The sequence below is a fragment of the Acinetobacter bohemicus ANC 3994 genome (genome assembly GCF_000367925.1).
GTDB lineage: Bacteria > Pseudomonadota > Gammaproteobacteria > Pseudomonadales > Moraxellaceae > Acinetobacter > Acinetobacter bohemicus.
In genome coordinates this window covers 591,390-608,515 of sequence record NZ_KB849176.1, presented here as the reverse complement: position 1 = coordinate 608,515, position 17,126 = coordinate 591,390, and the positions used below count along the sequence as shown (strand labels likewise).

Genomic DNA, 17,126 nt, shown 5'->3' with positions numbered 1-17,126 from the left:
AGGCTTACTTCGGTAGGCTTTTTTATTACTGATACTTTTGTTTATTATGGACATATGGTGAATAAAATACACCCTTCAAATGAGACTAAAAGCGCCCAACTTTCGAGGTGCAGTTTATTAAGTGGTTTTTTTAAACTTAATGCTTTCATTCGGGAAAACCGCATATTTAATCAAAATTATTTATTCAATAACACGATAAATACTGTCCGAATGCCGACTCTCGAAGAGTAATTCAATACTCGGTTGAATCGTTTCGCCATTCACCACAATATGTTCAATCCTTTGAAAAATGGACAGATTACTGGCTTCAGCATGTTCAGGAATATCTCGAAGTAATGCTAGTGCTTCATGAGTGTTGCTAAATTGATCTTTCACTTTTAATTCAATTACTTCAGTCATATGCTTTTCTCATCTTATTTTACTTAATGGACCTTTTTATAACACAAGTTCTTATATAAACATGGTCTAGAGTTGTTAGATTTCTTGGCAATGTAATGTTTTATAAACAGAGACATAATATCAACTTCGGATATTTTCAAATAAAAAATGAAAAAATAGCTCAATATAACCTCAGCGATCTAGCACATCCACAGAGCATTTTAATTGAAAAAATATTTTCTTCTATAATAAGAAAGCCCGCATTTCTGCGGGCTTTTATGTTGGAAGGCTAGTGCTGATTTCTTGTCCAACCCTAAGGTTGCAAACTCAACGAGCTGTCATTGATCCGTCCAACTACTTCGTAGCGTCTTCACGACCTACTGTAGGTTTAATATAAAACCGAAAAGTATATTAGGCAAGTGTGCTCAACATTTATACACATCAATCAAATAAAATTCTAATTGAATTAAAGCAAATTTATGAAACACGAAAAATAAACCAAAAGGGTATAAAAATGAAATGAACAATTTTTCTATTTTGGAATTTATATTTTTAAAATTGGTGCCATCAACGCGGTCAAAAGCCCTTGTTTCAGTCAAGCAAAATATTTATAGACTGGATTATTGTACGATTGTTTAATGACAATCCTCTAATTTAGTTTCGTCAATCAAATCCATATCAATATTTAACTTAAATATAAATGCCTTTCAGCCATCAAAATTTTTAAACGCTTTAGAAAGCTGACTAAGTGTTTTAATCTGTTTTCCATACCGACGACATGAACGACAAACCAACAAATGCAGCTGTAGATTGCTCTGCTCTCTCAATAAGAGCGGTCTATCCTGTTTTTCAGAAAGTAATTGTGTTGCTTGTCGGCAAGTTAACATGAACAATCTTCCTTAAGTAGCCATTTATTTTCCAAACATTCTCTTAATCGTGTTCGACTTCGATACATCAATACATTCAAATGAGAAACTGTGAGTTCTAGTTTTTCACAAATCTCATCAGAACTTAATTCAATCATTTCTCGTAGCATAAAGACTTGTGCATATTTAGCAGGCAAGTGGTTTAAACAGGCATCAAAAATATTCCAGAAATCTTGCTGTTCCATCATTTCTTCTGGACTTTGCCATGCTTGAGGTGCTTCATATTTATACCAATGACCAGAAGCATCAAATAATTCATCGATACTTAACTCACTTTCTGCATCCTTAAACAATTCACTCATACACACCAAACGAGATTTTTGCCGAATCAGATCAACAACCTTATTTTTTAAAATTGCAAAAACCCACGTTTTAAAAGCCGCTTTCCCTGTAAATGAATCAAGATGTTGAAACGCACTCACTAAAGCTTCCTGAACCACATCTTCTGCTTGTTGAAATGAAGAAAGCTGTAAAACTGCAAATTTCACCATCTGTTGTCTCAAATCCATTAAAAACACAGGATTTTGAAGCTGATGAAAGATCTCCTCATTATCATTCAATGGAGCTTGCGGCATTGCTATTCCTTATCATTTTTATTGAGGGATCTTTAATAATCGTAACAGAATTAATAATGCTTTTAACTCATCGAGTTGCACATGTGTTTCCTGTTCAGATAAATCAGGAACGACCGATTGTATTAAGTCATAAAGCTCTATTTCTGAGTACTGTTTAAAACTTAGTTGCTCAATTAACATGGCACATAAAGGCGATAAACTTTCTACACAAACCTTATCCTGATCATTCCTCCAAACCATAATAGCGCTTGGTATTGGTTCAATTTGGGCAAATGTGGTCGCGGTTGTCCAACGATAAACGGGATATTGATAAACTAATACCCAAACTTTCCGTGTTAGCTGCCATGTTGTACTTTGTGTCAATCTAATCTCTTCGATTTCCACCGTATCTAAATACAACTCAAGCCATTCAAACTGCAATAGCTCTTCTAACCAAGGATATTCTTGTAAGATAGGATGCTGATGATCTGCTAAATATTCTCTAAATTGCAGAGAAATATCATTATATAAAGGTGACTGACATTTTGCTTTTTGGAAAAACTCTTGCAATAACGATTGCCACTGAGCTTCAGGTAAAATAGAACGAGCCACTGGATAAACCAAATTTATAAATGAGCAAACATTATTGAAGAGCAAATCTCGATAGATCTGCATTCGCTCAAGAGGAAATGTTGGTATTTGCTCTATATCTGGCTCACGAATCCAACGACAAAACTGCTGCTGAGTCATTTGGAACGTGCTTTTCTTTACCGTCATAACCTCGCTCCTGTTCCTGATGTTGAATTTTTCTGATAGTGGCAAGTTCATATTGTAATTGTTGCCATGATGGAATATTAAAATCCCTTTCAAGTAAAGTCGGTTTTACTCCGCAAATTTGATACGTGTATTGCAATAATTCCCAAACAGGATCACAGATTTCTGCTCCGTGGGTATCTATCAATAAGTTTTCACTTATTTGTTCATGACCCGCGATATGTAAATAACGAATCCGCTCTTTAGGCATAGCTTGAATAAATGCATATCCATCACTCCCATGATTCATACTATTCACATAGACATTATTTACATCGAGAAGTAATTCACAGTCTGCCTGTTCAATCACTTCTCGTACAAATTCAGCTTCCGTCATTTCTGCGTTTGGCATCAGATAAGTTGAAACATTCTCAATCACCAATCGCTGCCCTAAAATATCTTGGACACGCAAAATACGCTCAGCCACGTATTTGACAGCCGCTTCGGTCATGGGAATCGGAAGCAAATCATATAAGTAACCACCATCATGGGTATAACTTAAATGTTCTGAATAAATGGGAACTTGATATTGCTGTAAGAATGTTTTGACCTGTTTGATAAATTCGATATTGAGTGGATGAGGACCACCAATAGACAAGGAAAGTCCATGGCATAATAGGGGGGCTTTCTCAACACATTGTGCTAATAACTTCGCATGTCGACCACCAAAACCCATCCAGTTTTCAGGGGCAATCTCAATAAAATCAGGATAAGTTTCTGCACTTAAAAACGTATCGATAAATTCACGCCTTAAGCCTAGACCAACTCCAGCCAATGGAACCATATTGTTTTTCCTTATTAAAATGATGTCGACAAGTTAAGCTTGATCGACATCATTCATTACTATATTGATTACTTGGCGCCACATTTTCCATCAGCGACTTTTTTGTCTGCACCACATTTAGCATCAGCAGCTTTCTTAGTTGCTCCGCATTTAGCGTCAGCCGCTTTTTTATCTGCACCACATTTGGCATCAGCCGCTTTTTTAGTTGCACCGCATTTAGCGTCAGCGGCCTTTTTAGTCGCACCACATTTAGCGTCAGCCGCCTTTTTATCTGCACCACATTTAGCATCAGCGGCTTTCTTGGTTGCTCCGCATTTAGCCTCACCACATTTAGCATCAGCAGATTTATTGACATGTGTTTCAGTCGTCATAAGTGTTGCCGAGGCCTGTGTTGTTACACCAGCAACCGAAAGTGCCAATAATGCTGCTATGGATGTCATTGAATTTAATTTATTCATTTTTCATTTCCTTTTGATCAATTTTTAGATTTGTAGTTTGCTACATGTTATTAGACGAACAACTATTCAAATTATTACAGTTAAATAAACTTTTTTTTCTTGTAATAAATTAGATTTTAATCCGACTAATACTTATTCAATACTATTCGGTGTGAAATTAGCATGAAGAACTTTATTTATTCTTTGCTACAACGGTATAAAAATCTAGGCATTATCTTGAGACATTGCGATGGACTCGCAGCACTCGGTTTAAGACTTTATTTGGTTCCTATTTTTTGGATGGCAGGCACAAATAAATTGATGCATTTTCAAGATACTGTGGCGTGGTTTGGCAATAGTGATTGGGGATTAGGCTTACCTTTTCCAACGATCATGGCTACATTAGCAACATCAGCAGAACTGAGTGGTGCAATTTTGTTAGCATTCGGTTTATTTACTCGCTTAATCAGCATTCCGCTGATCATAACCATGCTTGTTGCAATTATCACAGTACATCTACCCAATGGATGGCAAGCGATTGCCGATCCCAATGCCCCGTTTGCAAATGCACAGGTCATTGCTTCTGCTGAAAAATTAGAAAAAGCACGTGAAATTTTAGAAAATTACGGAAATTATGACTGGCTCACGTCCAGTGGATCATTTGTGATCCTAAATAATGGAATTGAATTTGCTGTGACCTATTTGCTCATGCTGTTGGCTTTGATTGTTTTAGGTGGCGGGCGTTATATCAGTCTAGATTATTGGATTAAATCTAAGTTAGAAAAATGAATCGCATACATTACATGCAATAGAATCTACCGCAAAGGTTCACACTGACTTTGTAGCTATTCATCCATTTAACTATATATACACGAAGATAATGGTCATGCTTTCCACTGATTAATGAGTTTAGAACGCCTTAAAGCAGGCTATCGACCTTGCGACATTACTGTTGAAAATTGTTTAACGTACTATGAAGTACTAAGCCAATAGATGACATAGGTAGACTAAACCTTTTTAAAATGGGTTGTTGATGCTGTATTGGAAGGGTTTTAAAATATATCCAGTCATTTTGGGAATTTAAAAATCTACTTTCTAGCCACTAAGATAACTCAACTTCTATTTAGAAATATTTAAGTTATCTCTATATAAAGGCTGATTGTTTTAGGTATTCCTAAAATCAATATCATATAGCTGATGAGGAATTCAGCATTATGTTCAGTGTAAGCTTATTCATGAAAGAGTTATCTTGTTGAATAAATATTACGAGATAATTTTATGCAACTGGTCTTATCTCAATAGAATAAAACTGCATATAAATGCAGTTTTATTCTATGTCATTAAGCATTCATTAGGCAGCTATTTCTTGCTGTTTCGCTGATGGGCTATTACCAATTTGCCAAACGTACGGCAATGGTGCTTGATTCACTTCCCAATCACCAATAACCTTTTCTTTATAGATAAGCGGGTTATGTGATGAAACGACTCGTGCATTTCTCCAGAAACGATCTAATTGTTTTTCTGTCGTACTGGCAGATGCACCCAAAGCATTAAATAATTCTGTTGTGAGTTTCAATACCAGCTCAGAAATAACCACTTGCCCTTGTGAAGACTCTAGTTCAGCACGATCATTTGCGTGTAAATCAGCATTTTCATCACCTTCAAAATGATTGAAATATGCAGCATCTAAAGCCTCTGCTGTACGAAGTACAATCGTTTCTGCTGCATAAGCTTGCGCAGATGCTTTACCAATGACCTGTAAGATTTGTGCATCTTCACGCACTAACTGCGCATTGCCATGACTGTAAATACGAGTACGCTTGCGAACTTCCTGTGTAAAAATATCGACTGCACTCAGTGCAATGCCGGCCAATGTTGCTAGATGCACCACTTGATAAAATGCGGTCTGATACTTAAAGCGATTTTCAAATGGCAAAATATGGTCACGGTTAATTGCTACATTTTGGATGATCAATGTCCCGCTGCCTGTAGTTCTCTGACCAAAACCATCCCAGTCATCCGAAATTTGAATGCCATTGGCTTGTGTAGAAACCGCAGCAATCACATGCTGATTGGTCGTTTCATCTAAGGCAAACAAGTCTATCCAATCAGCAAAAATGGTGCCTGTCGCGTAGTACTTTTGACCATTCACCACCAGTTGACCCTGTTTATTTTCAGTGACTCGAGTCCCTACATCACCAATTTCAACGTTACCAATTTCAGTCCATGCATTACCGACCAAATCGCCTTTTACAAAACGCTGAAACCAGACCGTTTGATCTTCAGTTTTATGTGCATTCAGCCGATCTTCCACAAAAGCAAAGTGCCCGCGTAAAGCCTGCACAACATTAGAGTCGGCCTTTGCCAGCTCAATTAGCAGCTGAAACAATTGCTTTTGTGATACACCTTCACCACCAAAAGCTTTAGGAACACGTACTGCACCAAAACCTGCCTCTTTCAGCCATTGAATTTGTTCATGCGGCAAAATTCGGTTTTTTTCTCGCTCTAATGTTCCAGCCTCAATACGTTGAAAAAGTGGGCGAAATTTTGCAGCAACTTGTTCGTAGTTTGAACCTAAAGATAAATTTTGATTTGTTTGAATTGTCATAATATTTTCCTTTTAGCTCCAAGCATGACGTGGTGGCGGAACATCATTTAAATAATAATTACCGACAATATTCAGTTTCCAGCGCACTGGATCATGCAAAGTATGTGTCCGTGCATTACGCCAATGACGATCTAGATTTAATTCAGAAAGAGTTGAACGTGTGCCTGACAGTTCAAACAGTTTATTGGCTGCCAATAAGGCAATTTCAGTGGTTAACACTTTGGATTCAGCTGTGATTAACGTGGCTTCTGATACGGTTTCTTCAGTTGGATTTTCCAAGGCTTTATCAATAGCTTCACCAGCCAATGATAAAACAGCTTCAGCTGCACGTAGCTTAATTTTCAGCTCACCAATATTGGCAATTGTATATGGGTCTTGTACAGCGTGTTCCAAACCCGAATCAATCCATGGCCGCGCATGCTGACGTACATATTGAATCGTTTCATCAATCGCTCCTCGAGCAATACCGGCATCGACCGCAGATTGAATAAACTGTGAAATTGCACCGGCTACTGTCGGACGCTCAAAGGCTTGGTAAATCGGCACGACAAACTTCAAATCGACTTGAACATTATCTAACAGAACAGACCCACTTACCGTTGTACGCTGACCAAAACCGCTCCAGTCATTGATAATACTTAAGCCCGATGTGTGCTGCGGAACAAGTGCGGCAAAAGGTTTACCTTCATTACTCACAGCAACCACGGGTATCCAATGTGCCAATAAAGCACCTGTTGCAAAAAATTTCTGACCATTAATTACAGCATGATCATCGCTAAACTCAATTTTTGTGGTGAGATCGGCTACAGTTTTTGAGCCTTTTTCTGAGAAAGCATTACCAAAACGCTGGCCTTTCAACACTTGCTCAAAGAAAAATTCTTGTTGTTCTGGACTCGCATCTAAACGAATATGCTCTAAAAAAGCCCAATGATTCTGCGCAATTTGGCCTAAAGATGAATCGGCACTGGAAATAATTTTGACCACTTCTGCTAAAGTTTTATAGCTGACGCCTGCACCACCAAACTGTTTAGGAATCGTAATCCCCCACAAACCCGAAGCAGAATACTGCTGTACTTCCTGCAAAGGTAAACGGCGTTCATGATCACGATGAGATGCTTCTTTTGCAAAAGACACGGCCAGCTGCTTTGCGACTTCAATCGCTTCTTCATCTGAGCGAATCACATGCGCCAATTGATCGTGCTGATAAAAATCTCGCGGGATATTTTGTGCATCTCTCAATTTTATTTCAATTTTTGATGTCATTATAAAATGCTCAGCTTGTTTGTTATTCAATCTAACTTAGCACCATTTTAAAAATTTATTTATAAGTTAATAAGCGAACCAAATCACTTTAATTAAAATATTAGCGATTATTTATTCTTAGTTTTTCATTTTTTAATATAAATAAAAATATCAATCTAAACATCGAAAAAGGAAAATCCCCCCATTATTGGTCACTACAGTTCAGGCAAGTTATGCGATCCAACTGCTTAATTCTTTTGGACGCGCCCACATCTAGCGATTTTATTTTAAATGGAACTGTACTAAATCAACTCTCTATTTTATTTATTATTCTTTAGACTATTAATTTAATAAGTAAATATTTTATTTTCATATACAGCTAATCTGCTAAAGATTAAGCTTTTTATTATTAAAAATTTCGACCATTTATCCTTAATATATTTGAAAAGTATTTAAAATACATTGCAGAATATTATTATGTCTAAACAAATTCGCTTCAATGCCTTTGAAATGAACTGTATTGCCCATCAGTCTCCGGGCTTATGGCGGCACCCTCTTGACCGTTCGACTGAATATAAAGACTTAGCATATTGGACAGACTTAGCTCAAATTTTAGAGCGTGGTAAATTTGACGGTGTATTCATTGCCGATGTACTGGGCATTTATGATGTCTATCATCAATCCGCAGAACATGCACTCACCGGTGCTGTTCAAGTTCCAGTGAATGATCCGCTGCAAATTGTTCCCGCTATGGCAGCTGTCACTCAACATTTAGGTTTTGGCGTGACCACATCCATTTCATTTGAACACCCTTACCCTTTCGCTCGCCGCATGAGTACATTGGATCACTTAACCAAAGGTCGTGCGGGATGGAATATTGTGACCTCTTATTTAGAAAGTGGTTCTAAGAACTTAGGTTTAAAAACTCAAGTTAGCCATGACAACCGCTACGACATAGCAGATGAATATTTAGAAGTACTGTACAAACTTTGGGAAGGTTCTTGGGAAAAAGACGCTGTTCTGCGTGATAAAGAAAAAGGCATTTTTGCTGACCATACTAAAGTCCACCCAATTAATCACGAAGGTCAATACTTTAGCGTACCGGGCATTCACATTTGTGAACCTTCACCGCAGCGTACTCCTGTTTTATATCAGGCTGGCGCATCTAGCCGTGGGCAAAAATTTGCCAGTCAAAATGCTGAATGCGTATTTATTTCTGCACCGACTAAAATTGCAGTAAAAAAATTAGTGGCAGGGATTCGCCATAATTTAGTTAAAGAAGGTAAAGATCCGAATTCTGTACTGATTTACACGATGCTGGCCATTGTTGTTGATGAAACAGATGAAAAAGCACAAGCCAAGTTTCAGGAATATCAGCAATACGGCAGTTATGATGGTGGTCTAACTTTAGCTTCAGGCTGGTCGGGTGTTGATTTTTCACAATTTAGACCGACTGATCAAGTAGAATATATTCAAACCAATGCTATTCAGTCTATGCTGCAATCCTATGTAGAAGCAGATCCAGATAAAATCTGGACAATTGAAGAAATTGCTCATTGGACGAGTGTTGGAGGCAATGGTCCTGTAATTATCGGCTCACCAACAACCGTCGCTGACCGTTTACAGGAATGGGTTGAAGAAACTGGGATTGATGGTTTTAACTTGGCGTATATTCTTGCACATAAAAGCTTTGAAGATGTGGTCGAATTTGTCGTGCCGGAACTACAACGCCGTGGTGTTTACCAAACTGAATATACTGCTGGTACATTGCGTGAAAAGCTGTTTGGCCAAGGTCCTTTGCTTCCAGAAAATCACCGTGGTGCGAGTTTCCGCTATCATTCCAAGCAAATTAAACCTCTAGTCGTCGCAGAAAAGGCTTAGTACTTTGATCTAAAAAGAACAACCCTTTTCAACATAGTAAGTCCGGAATATCCATCAACTGTTTATAAAAAATATGAGGATAATGCCGGACGTTACAGGCAACAGAACCTACTGATTTTGAGTGCCACTAATTCTGCACCTGATTGCACCCTACTCAAAAATAAAATGGCTCAGTTCGTAGATGGGTATAATTTAAAAGCCAATCCCCAAAAGAAACCTCGTCTTTTTTACACTTTTCATTCGAGGAAATACGATATAAAGTTTATCTAAAGCTCATGTAATCTTATCCACTAAGATTATCAGGACTATCTCAACAGTAACTTATTACTGTTGTGGTGTTTTAATCAGCTTTGACAAATCATAACCATACTGGCGTGCAGTTTCTAAGTAAGATTGATACATTGCTTCATCTAAATGAGGCTTTTTCGATAAGATCCATAAGTATTTATGCGACGGTCCACCGATGAGCGCCACCTGATACTCTGGATCCACTCTTAACACCCAGTAATCGCCTTTGGTAAAGGGCAGCCATCTCAAACCAGCAGGTAGAAAACTCACTTTGAGTTTGCTCATTCCTTCATTTTGAGGATAAGCCAGCCCTTGTGAAGCAATTATTTTTCCACTTTCCGTACGACAGCTATTTAATACAGCAATGGTCTGATCTGAATTGACTGTATATTGAGCAGTGGTATCGCTGACACAATTCCGTTGAAAGTACATAGGGATGTGCGCAATTTCATACCATTTTCCTGCGTACTGATGCACATCAATCTTTTCGACAGCTTTCGGCTTCATGGTTCCTGCTTGAGCTACCACAGAAAAGCCTAGACTGACGCAGGTCATTAAACCTGTAGCGAAAAGAGCTTTGATTAAAGTTTTCATTTGATAACCTTCTATGCATTTCATATTGCCAAAATACACCAAAGGAGTGTGAATAAACTGTGAATAAAGAAGGAAAAATGAGGTTTTTAAAAACCAAAACCTATTCAAAAACCACTTATCTCATAAATCACTTCTTGATTAACATAACTACTTGGCAAAGCCAAAATTAAAAATATACCCGTTCAATTTGACAGAGTGCCGCATGCAAAATATTAAAAAATGCAGTGGCTAATTTGCGCCAGCGTACCAGCGTAAAAGTCAAATTCAACGATGAGCAATGTACCGCGTTAAAGCCTGCGCTGTTTCTTTCAGCGCTTTAACCCGCTCATTTTCAAGGTCAATCGGCAATTGTGCTTCGCTGCCTAATGCGGCAATGCAAAATTCAATTTCACCTTGTGCATTAAAAATAGGCACACAAATCGCATTTACACCCACCAGCATATCACCAGAAACGGTCGCTGCGCCTTGTTTAATAAAGCTCTGTTTCATTTGCAGAAATTCAGTCCAATTGGCCGGATAAACGCGCTGCTGCTGTAATTGTTTCTGCTGCCATTCCTGTTCTAATAACGGCCGTACAATATCTTCAGCCATAAAGACCGCATAAGCGCGGCCTGTTGCCGAATTCAATAGCGGCATAATTGACCCTACTCTGGTAATGACTGAAACAGCTTGATTCGGCTCAATCCATTGCACAATTAAAGGCCCTTGCGAGGTCCATTTACTGATTTGCAGGCCACAATCAATTTTACGGTGCAATTCATTAATCATCGGCTGAGCGGCTTGGATCGCATCGGTGCGCTGTATGCAGCTTAACCCCAATCTCCATGCCTGATCCCCTAGATCATAGCGTCCATCATCAATTTGCTTGGCATAATTCATGCGTACCAAACTCACCACATAGCGGTGTACTTTTGCCGGATGCATCGACAGCTTTTCGGCAAGTTCCTTCAACATCATCGGTTTACGGTTGGCAATTAACGCATCCAGTACGGTTAACCCCACTTCTAATGACTGAACTCCAGCTTGTATTTTTTCTTCTGACATTTGTCATTAACTCTCACTTGAATGATTAGCATTCTACTCGAATCTTGCTGATTTCAAAGCTCACAAAAAACGAGGGCTTATCTTTTCGCAATAGCATCTTCCATCAACAATTTAAAAATCCGAATAAATTACGAAATATATAATTAAATTACATATTGCGTAATTATTTAAAATAAGTATGATTAAATCAATCGAAAAAATCCAAATTATTAAAATTGCTTTACTTCAAGACAAGGAAGACTGAGATGACAAGCCAATTGAAATCATTTATTGAGGTTGCACAAGATTCGGATTTCCCAATCCAAAACTTGCCTTATGGCGTATTTAGCGAAACTGCTGAAGGCATACGCCGTGCAGGTGTGGCACTTGGTGAATGGGTAATTGACCTTGCTGCCCTTGAAGCGAATGGCTTCTTGCAAATTCATTCAAGTGAATTCATTTTCAACCAACCAACGCTGAATAAATTTATTGATTCAGGCAAAGAGAATTGGTCAAAAATCCGCGCTGAATTGCAGCATCTATTAGCTGCCGATAACCCAACACTGCGTGACAACCATGAATTGCGCAATCAAGTCTTCTTTAAACAGGTAGATGTTAGCCTGCACTTGCCTGTCCATATTTCAGGTTATACCGATTTTTATTCTTCTAAAGAACATGCCACCAATGTCGGCTGCATGTTCCGCGACCCTAAAAATGCCTTATTAGCCAACTGGTCTGAACTGCCAGTTGGCTATAATGGCCGCGCCAGCTCAATTATTGTCAGCGGCACAAATGTGGTGCGCCCTTCTGGTCAAATCAAGCTGCCTGCTGAAGAACGTCCAATTTTCTCAGCCTCCCGCAAGCTGGATTTCGAACTTGAAACTGGTTTTATTGTGGGTAAATCCAATACATTAGGCGAACCCATCTCAATTGAAAATGCTTGGGATCACATCTTCGGCATGGTATTGCTCAATGACTGGTCCGCGCGTGATTTGCAGCAATGGGAATACGTGCCTTTAGGCCCATTCAATGCAAAAACCTTTGCATCCTCTATCTCTCCATGGATTGTGAGCATGGAAGCGCTTGAACCGTTTAAAACTAAATCTCCTGTTCAAGAACCTCAACCGCTCGCCTATTTACGTGAAGATCATTCCAGTAACAGTTATGACATTCATCTTTCTGTAGAAATTCAGGCCGAAGGCAGTGAACAAGCAGATGTGATCAGCCAAACCAATTTTAAATATATGTACTGGTCTATGGCGCAGCAGCTCACCCATCACACCATTGCAGGATGCAATCTGCAAGTTGGCGATCTGATGGGTTCAGGCACGATTTCCGGTTCTACGCCTGAATCTTATGGTTCACTGCTCGAAATCACTTGGAATAATACCAAGCCACTGACCCTTTCCAATGGCGAACAGCGCAGCTTTATACAAGATGGCGATACCTTAACCATGAAAGGCTATTGTGCAAAAGATGGCTTACGCATTGGCTTTGGTGAAGTATCCGGCAAAGTGCTGCCTGCTGTTCAGTTTGACTTCGCAGCGGATCATGCCGAGGAGAAACTCAGTGAAGCTGTATAGCTACTTTCGCAGTTCTGCGGCATACCGTGTACGTATTGCCCTGAACTTAAAAAAACTCGAAGCTGAGGTTATTCCAATTCATTTGCTTAAAAATGGCGGTGAACAGCATAGTGCTGCCTATCGTCAAATTAACCCAAGTGAATTGGTGCCTGCTTTGCTAGAAGCTAACGCTGAACAAGGTTTTACCCTGACGCAATCGTTAAGCATTTTAGAATATTTAGACGAAAAATTTACCGATACCGCGCTGTTCCCCAAAGACATTCAGCAGCGCGCCCTGATTCGTGCCTTTAGTCAAAGTATTGCTTGTGACATTCATCCATTAAACAATTTGCGTGTTTTACAGTATTTAAGCGCCGCGCTAGAGGTTTCCGATGAGCAAAAAACAGCTTGGTATACGCACTGGGTTGAAGTGGGCTTTGCAGGCCTAGAGGCGCAGTTAAAACATTCGAATGGACAATTCTGCTTTGGCAGCAGCGCAAGCTTTGCCGATTGCTGCCTGATTCCACAAGTTTACAACGCATTGCGTTTCAATATTGATTTATCGGCCTACCCGAAAATTCAATCCATTTATACCCATTGCAATACGCTGTCTGCATTCCAAAACGCTGCGCCTGAAGCGCAAGCCGATGCAACCTGAATTTTAAATAAGGATATTTATATGGCGATTCAAATCGAAAAAATTCACCATGTCGCTTACCGCTGCAAAGATGCCAAAGAAACGGTGGAATGGTACAAAAAGAACCTTAACATGGATTTCATTTTAGCTTTTGCTGAAGATCATGTTCCATCAACCAAAGCTTTTGATCCCTATATGCATTTATTTTTAGATGCGGGCAATGGCAATGTTTTGGCTTTTTTTGAATTACCGACTCAGCCAGAAATGGGACGCGATGAAAACACACCGAAGTGGGTGCAGCACATTGCGCTTAAAGTGAAAGACCGCGCAGCCTTGCTGGAAGCAAAAGCGCATTTAGAAGCCAATGGCAACAATGTCTTAGGCGTTACCAATCATGGTATTTTCCATTCTATTTACTTCTTCGACCCAAATGGTCACCGTCTGGAATTGGCTTATGATGATGAAACGGCCCCTGCCAAAATTGCCATGATTACCGAAGCAATGAAGTATGAAATGCTAGAGCAATGGTCACAAACCAAACGTGCTCCTGACCACACACATTTCTTGCATGCAGCTGAATTGGATCAACATTCCAATGCTGCAAAGATAGACGCTTAAGCCTTTTCTACACATTGGAAGAATTTGAGTCATGAATAAAATTTTTGCAAGTGCGGATATAGCCTTGGCAGATATCGCTGCGGATCACCAAACGCTGGCAATCGGCGGTTTTGGTTTATGCGGCATTCCTGAGGCGCTCATCGAAGCACTAAAAAATACTGGTGTGAATGGTTTAACCTGTATTTCCAATAATGCTGGAGTCGATGATTTTGGTTTAGGTAAACTACTGCAAACCAAGCAAATCAGAAAAATGATTTCATCTTATGTCGGTGAAAACAAAGAGTTTGAACGCCAGTATTTAAATGGCGAACTTGAAGTCGAACTCACCCCACAGGGAACATTAGCGGAAAAATTGCGCTCAGGTGGTACGGGTATTCCAGCCTTTTTCACCCCAACGGGAGTCGGCACATTGATTGCCGAAGGCAAAGAAGTGCGTGAATTTGACGGCAAGGCGTATATTTTGGAGTCGTCACTCACGGCAGATATTGCATTAGTCAAAGCCTATAAAGCGGACAAGGCCGGAAATTTAGTCTTCCGCAAAACTGCGCGCAACTTTAATCCGGAATGCGCTATGGCAGGAAAATTGACTGTCGTGGAAGTTGAACAGTTAGTTGAAATTGGTGAGATTGATCCGGATGATATCCATTTGCCGGGTATTTATGTCAATCGCATCGTGGTGAATGGTTCGCCTGAAAAACGCATCGAACAAATGACTTTAAAGGCGGAGGCATAAATCATGGCTTGGACACGCAATGAAATGGCACAACGTGCAGCTCTTGAACTGGAAGATGGTTTCTATGTCAATTTGGGCATTGGGCTACCTACCTTGGTCGCAAACTATATTCCTGAAGGCATCAACGTTTGGCTACAGTCCGAAAATGGCTTATTAGGCATTGATGAATTTCCCACCGCAGAAACCGTCGATGCCGACCTGATTAATGCTGGCAAACAAACGGTCACTGCCCGCAAAGGCGCTGCATTTTTCTCCAGCTCAGAATCTTTCGCCATGATTCGAGGCGGTCATGTCAACATTGCAATTTTAGGTGCCATGGAAGTCTCCCAAACGGGTGACTTGGCGAACTGGATGATTCCGGGGAAGAAAGTCAAAGGTATGGGCGGTGCCATGGATCTGGTTGCTGGCGTACAGAAAGTTGTCATACTGATGGAGCATTGTGCCAAAGATGGCAGCCCAAAAATTGTCAGTCAATGCACGCTTCCTTTAACTGGTAAAGGTGTCGTGAACCGCGTGATTACTGATTTAGGTGTGATGGATGTGACAGCAGAAGGCGTGAAATTAATTGAACTGGCAAAAGAGGTCAGCCTTGAGCAAATTCAAGCAGCGACAGGCATAGATTTAATAATCACAGACCTTGAAGCAGCTTTAGCTTCATAAATTCGCAGGGTGATTATTCTTAGTTAAATTAAATTACGCATTAAGTAATTAAATTATGCATTGAATAATTTAAAAACCTTGCTATCATGAAGAAAGAATTATTTTTCCCGTTTTTTATTATATCTTGAAGTCAAAATAAAACGGGAAATGCAGGATTAGACAAACGGATCTGTCATAGAAATTTTGTAATTTAATGCGGTTTTTCCGTCTGTTTAAAAGCAAGTTAATTTTAAAAAACAAGCAATAGGATTGCTTTAAAAAATGAGGATGTTGTATGAATGAGCTAGCCAACCCTTTGGAACTGTGCGGATTTGAGTTTATTGAATTCGTCGCTAAAGACAAGGAACTGGATGAAATTTTTCAAACAATAGGTTTCAGCAAAGTTGCTAAGCATAAATCAAAAAATGTGTATTTATGGCGTCAAGGCAATATTAATATTATTCTCAATTATCAACCTGAATCAGCAGCCGCTTATTTTTTTAAAGAACATGGCCCTTCTGCATGCGCAATGGGCTTTCGAACAAAAGATGCAGCCAAAGCATTTAATAAAGCGATTGAATTGGGCGCAGAACCTATTTACTCAAAAATTGGCCCGATGGAATTGAATATTCCTGCAATTAAAGGTATTGGAGGATCACCGATTTACTTGGTCGATCGCGACATTTACCAAAGTGATTTCATTTTCTTTGATGACGTAGCTTCACACCCTGTCGGAACAGGCTTAAAAGAAATCGATCACTTAACCCATAATGTCTATAGAGGGCGCATGCAGTATTGGGCGGACTTTTATGAAAAGATTTTCAATTTTCAAGAGATTCGCTATTTTGATATTAAAGGTGAATATACTGGCTTAACCTCAAAAGCTTTAACTGCGCCAGATGGGAAAATCCGTATTCCGCTCAATGAAGACTCAGAAAAAGGCAATGGTCAAATTGCCGAATTCCTAAGTGATTTTAATGGTGAAGGCATTCAGCATATTGCATTTATTACCGATGACCTGATTGGCACATGGGATAAATTAAAAGCATTGGGCGCTAAATTTATGACGCCGCCGCCAAACACGTATTATGAAATGCTTTCAGAACGCCTGCCCAACCATGGTGAACCGACTGAAGAATTGCAGAAACGCGGCATTTTATTAGATGGCAATACTCAAAATGAAGACAAGCGCTTATTGCTGCAAATTTTCTCAGAAAATATGCTCGGCCCTGTATTCTTTGAATTTATTCAGCGCAAGGACGATGACGGCTTTGGTGAAGGCAACTTCAAAGCCCTATTTGAATCGATAGAGCGCGATCAAATTAAGCGCGGTGTTTTAGATATTTCGAATGCTTAACATTTAGGCCAGCATGATTTCTTATGTATCCAACTGTATGGGTACATAAGAA

General features: G+C 39.5%; 17 protein-coding genes and 3 pseudogenes. 9 read left to right on the top strand and 11 right to left on the bottom strand.

Annotated elements, in window-relative coordinates; translation table 11 throughout:
• Positions 1–180: 180 nt before the first annotated feature.
• The 7 genes and pseudogenes from F994_RS15625 to F994_RS15600 all read right to left on the bottom strand — a co-directional run.
• Positions 181–399, bottom strand: coding sequence for a hypothetical protein (locus tag F994_RS15625; protein ID WP_004651570.1), 219 nt, complete (start codon positions 397–399; stop codon positions 181–183).
• A gap of 686 nt (positions 400–1,085) precedes the next feature.
• A complete protein-coding gene (locus tag F994_RS15620) occupies positions 1,086–1,265 on the bottom strand; it encodes a zf-HC2 domain-containing protein (protein WP_004651569.1) in 180 nt (59 codons plus the stop codon).
• Entirely contained in the window at positions 1,259–1,879 is a 621-nt protein-coding gene (locus tag F994_RS15615; RefSeq protein WP_004651568.1) for an RNA polymerase factor sigma-70, read from the bottom strand. The genes F994_RS15620 and F994_RS15615 overlap by 7 nt, the downstream gene beginning before the upstream one ends.
• A gap of 18 nt (positions 1,880–1,897) precedes the next feature.
• A complete protein-coding gene (locus F994_RS15610; RefSeq protein WP_004651567.1) occupies positions 1,898–2,635 on the bottom strand; it encodes an HvfC family RiPP maturation protein in 738 nt (245 codons plus the stop codon).
• On the bottom strand, positions 2,574–3,455 hold the full coding sequence (locus tag F994_RS15605) for an HvfB family MNIO-type RiPP peptide maturase (RefSeq protein ID WP_004651565.1): 882 nt from the start codon (positions 3,453–3,455) through the stop codon (positions 2,574–2,576). Before F994_RS15605 ends, F994_RS15610 begins: the two co-directional genes overlap by 62 nt.
• Before the next feature lie 68 nt (positions 3,456–3,523).
• Positions 3,524–3,586, bottom strand: a pseudogene (locus F994_RS18060) (HvfA family oxazolone/thioamide-modified RiPP metallophore); the annotation flags it as partial.
• Positions 3,587–3,589: 3 nt separating this feature from the next.
• Positions 3,590–3,913: pseudogene (locus tag F994_RS15600) on the bottom strand (HvfA family oxazolone/thioamide-modified RiPP metallophore); the annotation flags it as partial.
• Between the two features lie 162 nt (positions 3,914–4,075).
• Here F994_RS15600 and F994_RS15595 point away from each other — a divergent pair.
• Complete coding sequence (locus tag F994_RS15595) at positions 4,076–4,681, top strand: HvfX family Cu-binding RiPP maturation protein (RefSeq protein WP_004651563.1); 606 nt, start codon at positions 4,076–4,078, stop codon at positions 4,679–4,681.
• 562 nt (positions 4,682–5,243) lie between these two features.
• Here the strand turns inward: F994_RS15595 and F994_RS15590 are convergent.
• Together F994_RS15590 and F994_RS15585 are read right to left on the bottom strand one after the other, a co-directional pair.
• On the bottom strand, positions 5,244–6,500 hold the full coding sequence (locus tag F994_RS15590; RefSeq protein ID WP_004651562.1) for an acyl-CoA dehydrogenase family protein: 1,257 nt from the start codon (positions 6,498–6,500) through the stop codon (positions 5,244–5,246).
• Positions 6,501–6,512: 12 nt separating this feature from the next.
• On the bottom strand, positions 6,513–7,763 hold the full coding sequence (locus F994_RS15585) for an SfnB family sulfur acquisition oxidoreductase (RefSeq protein WP_004651561.1): 1,251 nt from the start codon (positions 7,761–7,763) through the stop codon (positions 6,513–6,515).
• Between the two features lie 456 nt (positions 7,764–8,219).
• Here F994_RS15585 and F994_RS15580 point away from each other — a divergent pair, with 456 nt between their 5' ends.
• On the top strand, positions 8,220–9,623 hold the full coding sequence (locus F994_RS15580) for an LLM class flavin-dependent oxidoreductase (RefSeq protein ID WP_004651560.1): 1,404 nt from the start codon (positions 8,220–8,222) through the stop codon (positions 9,621–9,623).
• Between the two features lie 40 nt (positions 9,624–9,663).
• Positions 9,664–9,827: pseudogene (locus F994_RS17900) on the top strand (Fic family protein); the annotation flags it as partial.
• Positions 9,828–9,947: 120 nt separating this feature from the next.
• On the opposite strand, the gene F994_RS15575 reads toward F994_RS17900, so the two are convergent.
• Both F994_RS15575 and F994_RS15570 read right to left on the bottom strand, forming a co-directional pair.
• Positions 9,948–10,505, bottom strand: coding sequence for a lipocalin family protein (locus F994_RS15575; RefSeq protein ID WP_004651559.1), 558 nt, complete (start codon positions 10,503–10,505; stop codon positions 9,948–9,950).
• Between the two features lie 264 nt (positions 10,506–10,769).
• Positions 10,770–11,549: an IclR family transcriptional regulator gene (locus F994_RS15570; protein ID WP_004651557.1), complete on the bottom strand. Its 780-nt coding sequence runs from the start codon at positions 11,547–11,549 to the stop codon at positions 10,770–10,772.
• Positions 11,550–11,794: 245 nt separating this feature from the next.
• Here F994_RS15570 and fahA point away from each other — a divergent pair, with 245 nt between their 5' ends.
• The 6 genes from fahA to hppD all read left to right on the top strand — a co-directional run bounded on the left by fahA (position 11,795) and on the right by hppD (position 17,074).
• Positions 11,795–13,111: a fumarylacetoacetase gene (fahA, locus tag F994_RS15565; RefSeq protein WP_004651556.1), complete on the top strand. Its 1,317-nt coding sequence runs from the start codon at positions 11,795–11,797 to the stop codon at positions 13,109–13,111.
• Positions 13,098–13,748 carry a maleylacetoacetate isomerase gene (gene maiA / locus F994_RS15560; RefSeq protein ID WP_004651555.1) on the top strand — a complete coding sequence of 217 codons (651 nt, stop codon included), beginning with the start codon at positions 13,098–13,100 and terminating at the stop codon, positions 13,746–13,748. Before fahA ends, maiA begins: the two co-directional genes overlap by 14 nt.
• 21 nt (positions 13,749–13,769) lie before the next feature.
• Positions 13,770–14,345 carry a VOC family protein gene (locus tag F994_RS15555; protein ID WP_004651554.1) on the top strand — a complete coding sequence of 192 codons (576 nt, stop codon included), beginning with the start codon at positions 13,770–13,772 and terminating at the stop codon, positions 14,343–14,345.
• A gap of 31 nt (positions 14,346–14,376) precedes the next feature.
• Positions 14,377–15,078, top strand: a complete 702-nt coding sequence (locus F994_RS15550) for a CoA transferase subunit A (protein WP_004651552.1) — start codon at positions 14,377–14,379, stop codon at positions 15,076–15,078.
• A 3-nt stretch (positions 15,079–15,081) separates the two neighbouring features.
• Positions 15,082–15,738 carry a CoA transferase subunit B gene (locus F994_RS15545; RefSeq protein WP_004651551.1) on the top strand — a complete coding sequence of 219 codons (657 nt, stop codon included), beginning with the start codon at positions 15,082–15,084 and terminating at the stop codon, positions 15,736–15,738.
• A gap of 274 nt (positions 15,739–16,012) precedes the next feature.
• Positions 16,013–17,074: a 4-hydroxyphenylpyruvate dioxygenase gene (gene hppD / locus F994_RS15540; RefSeq protein WP_004651550.1), complete on the top strand. Its 1,062-nt coding sequence runs from the start codon at positions 16,013–16,015 to the stop codon at positions 17,072–17,074.
• Positions 17,075–17,126 lie beyond the last annotated feature (52 nt).

Coding starts and splice junctions, on each gene's coding strand:
- F994_RS15550 (WP_004651552.1), top strand. CDS start 14,377: ATGAATAAAATTTTTGCAAGTGCGGATATAGCCTTGGCAGATATCGCT.
- F994_RS15625 (WP_004651570.1), bottom strand. CDS start 399: ATGACTGAAGTAATTGAATTAAAAGTGAAAGATCAATTTAGCAACACT.
- F994_RS15570 (WP_004651557.1), bottom strand. CDS start 11,549: ATGTCAGAAGAAAAAATACAAGCTGGAGTTCAGTCATTAGAAGTGGGG.
- F994_RS15580 (WP_004651560.1), top strand. CDS start 8,220: ATGTCTAAACAAATTCGCTTCAATGCCTTTGAAATGAACTGTATTGCC.
- F994_RS15595 (WP_004651563.1), top strand. CDS start 4,076: ATGAAGAACTTTATTTATTCTTTGCTACAACGGTATAAAAATCTAGGC.
- F994_RS15620 (WP_004651569.1), bottom strand. CDS start 1,265: ATGTTAACTTGCCGACAAGCAACACAATTACTTTCTGAAAAACAGGAT.
- F994_RS15590 (WP_004651562.1), bottom strand. CDS start 6,500: ATGACAATTCAAACAAATCAAAATTTATCTTTAGGTTCAAACTACGAA.
- F994_RS15605 (WP_004651565.1), bottom strand. CDS start 3,455: ATGGTTCCATTGGCTGGAGTTGGTCTAGGCTTAAGGCGTGAATTTATC.
- fahA (WP_004651556.1), top strand. CDS start 11,795: ATGACAAGCCAATTGAAATCATTTATTGAGGTTGCACAAGATTCGGAT.
- hppD (WP_004651550.1), top strand. CDS start 16,013: ATGAATGAGCTAGCCAACCCTTTGGAACTGTGCGGATTTGAGTTTATT.
- F994_RS15545 (WP_004651551.1), top strand. CDS start 15,082: ATGGCTTGGACACGCAATGAAATGGCACAACGTGCAGCTCTTGAACTG.
- F994_RS15575 (WP_004651559.1), bottom strand. CDS start 10,505: ATGAAAACTTTAATCAAAGCTCTTTTCGCTACAGGTTTAATGACCTGC.
- F994_RS15610 (WP_004651567.1), bottom strand. CDS start 2,635: ATGACGGTAAAGAAAAGCACGTTCCAAATGACTCAGCAGCAGTTTTGT.
- F994_RS15555 (WP_004651554.1), top strand. CDS start 13,770: ATGGCGATTCAAATCGAAAAAATTCACCATGTCGCTTACCGCTGCAAA.
- F994_RS15615 (WP_004651568.1), bottom strand. CDS start 1,879: ATGCCGCAAGCTCCATTGAATGATAATGAGGAGATCTTTCATCAGCTT.
- F994_RS15585 (WP_004651561.1), bottom strand. CDS start 7,763: ATGACATCAAAAATTGAAATAAAATTGAGAGATGCACAAAATATCCCG.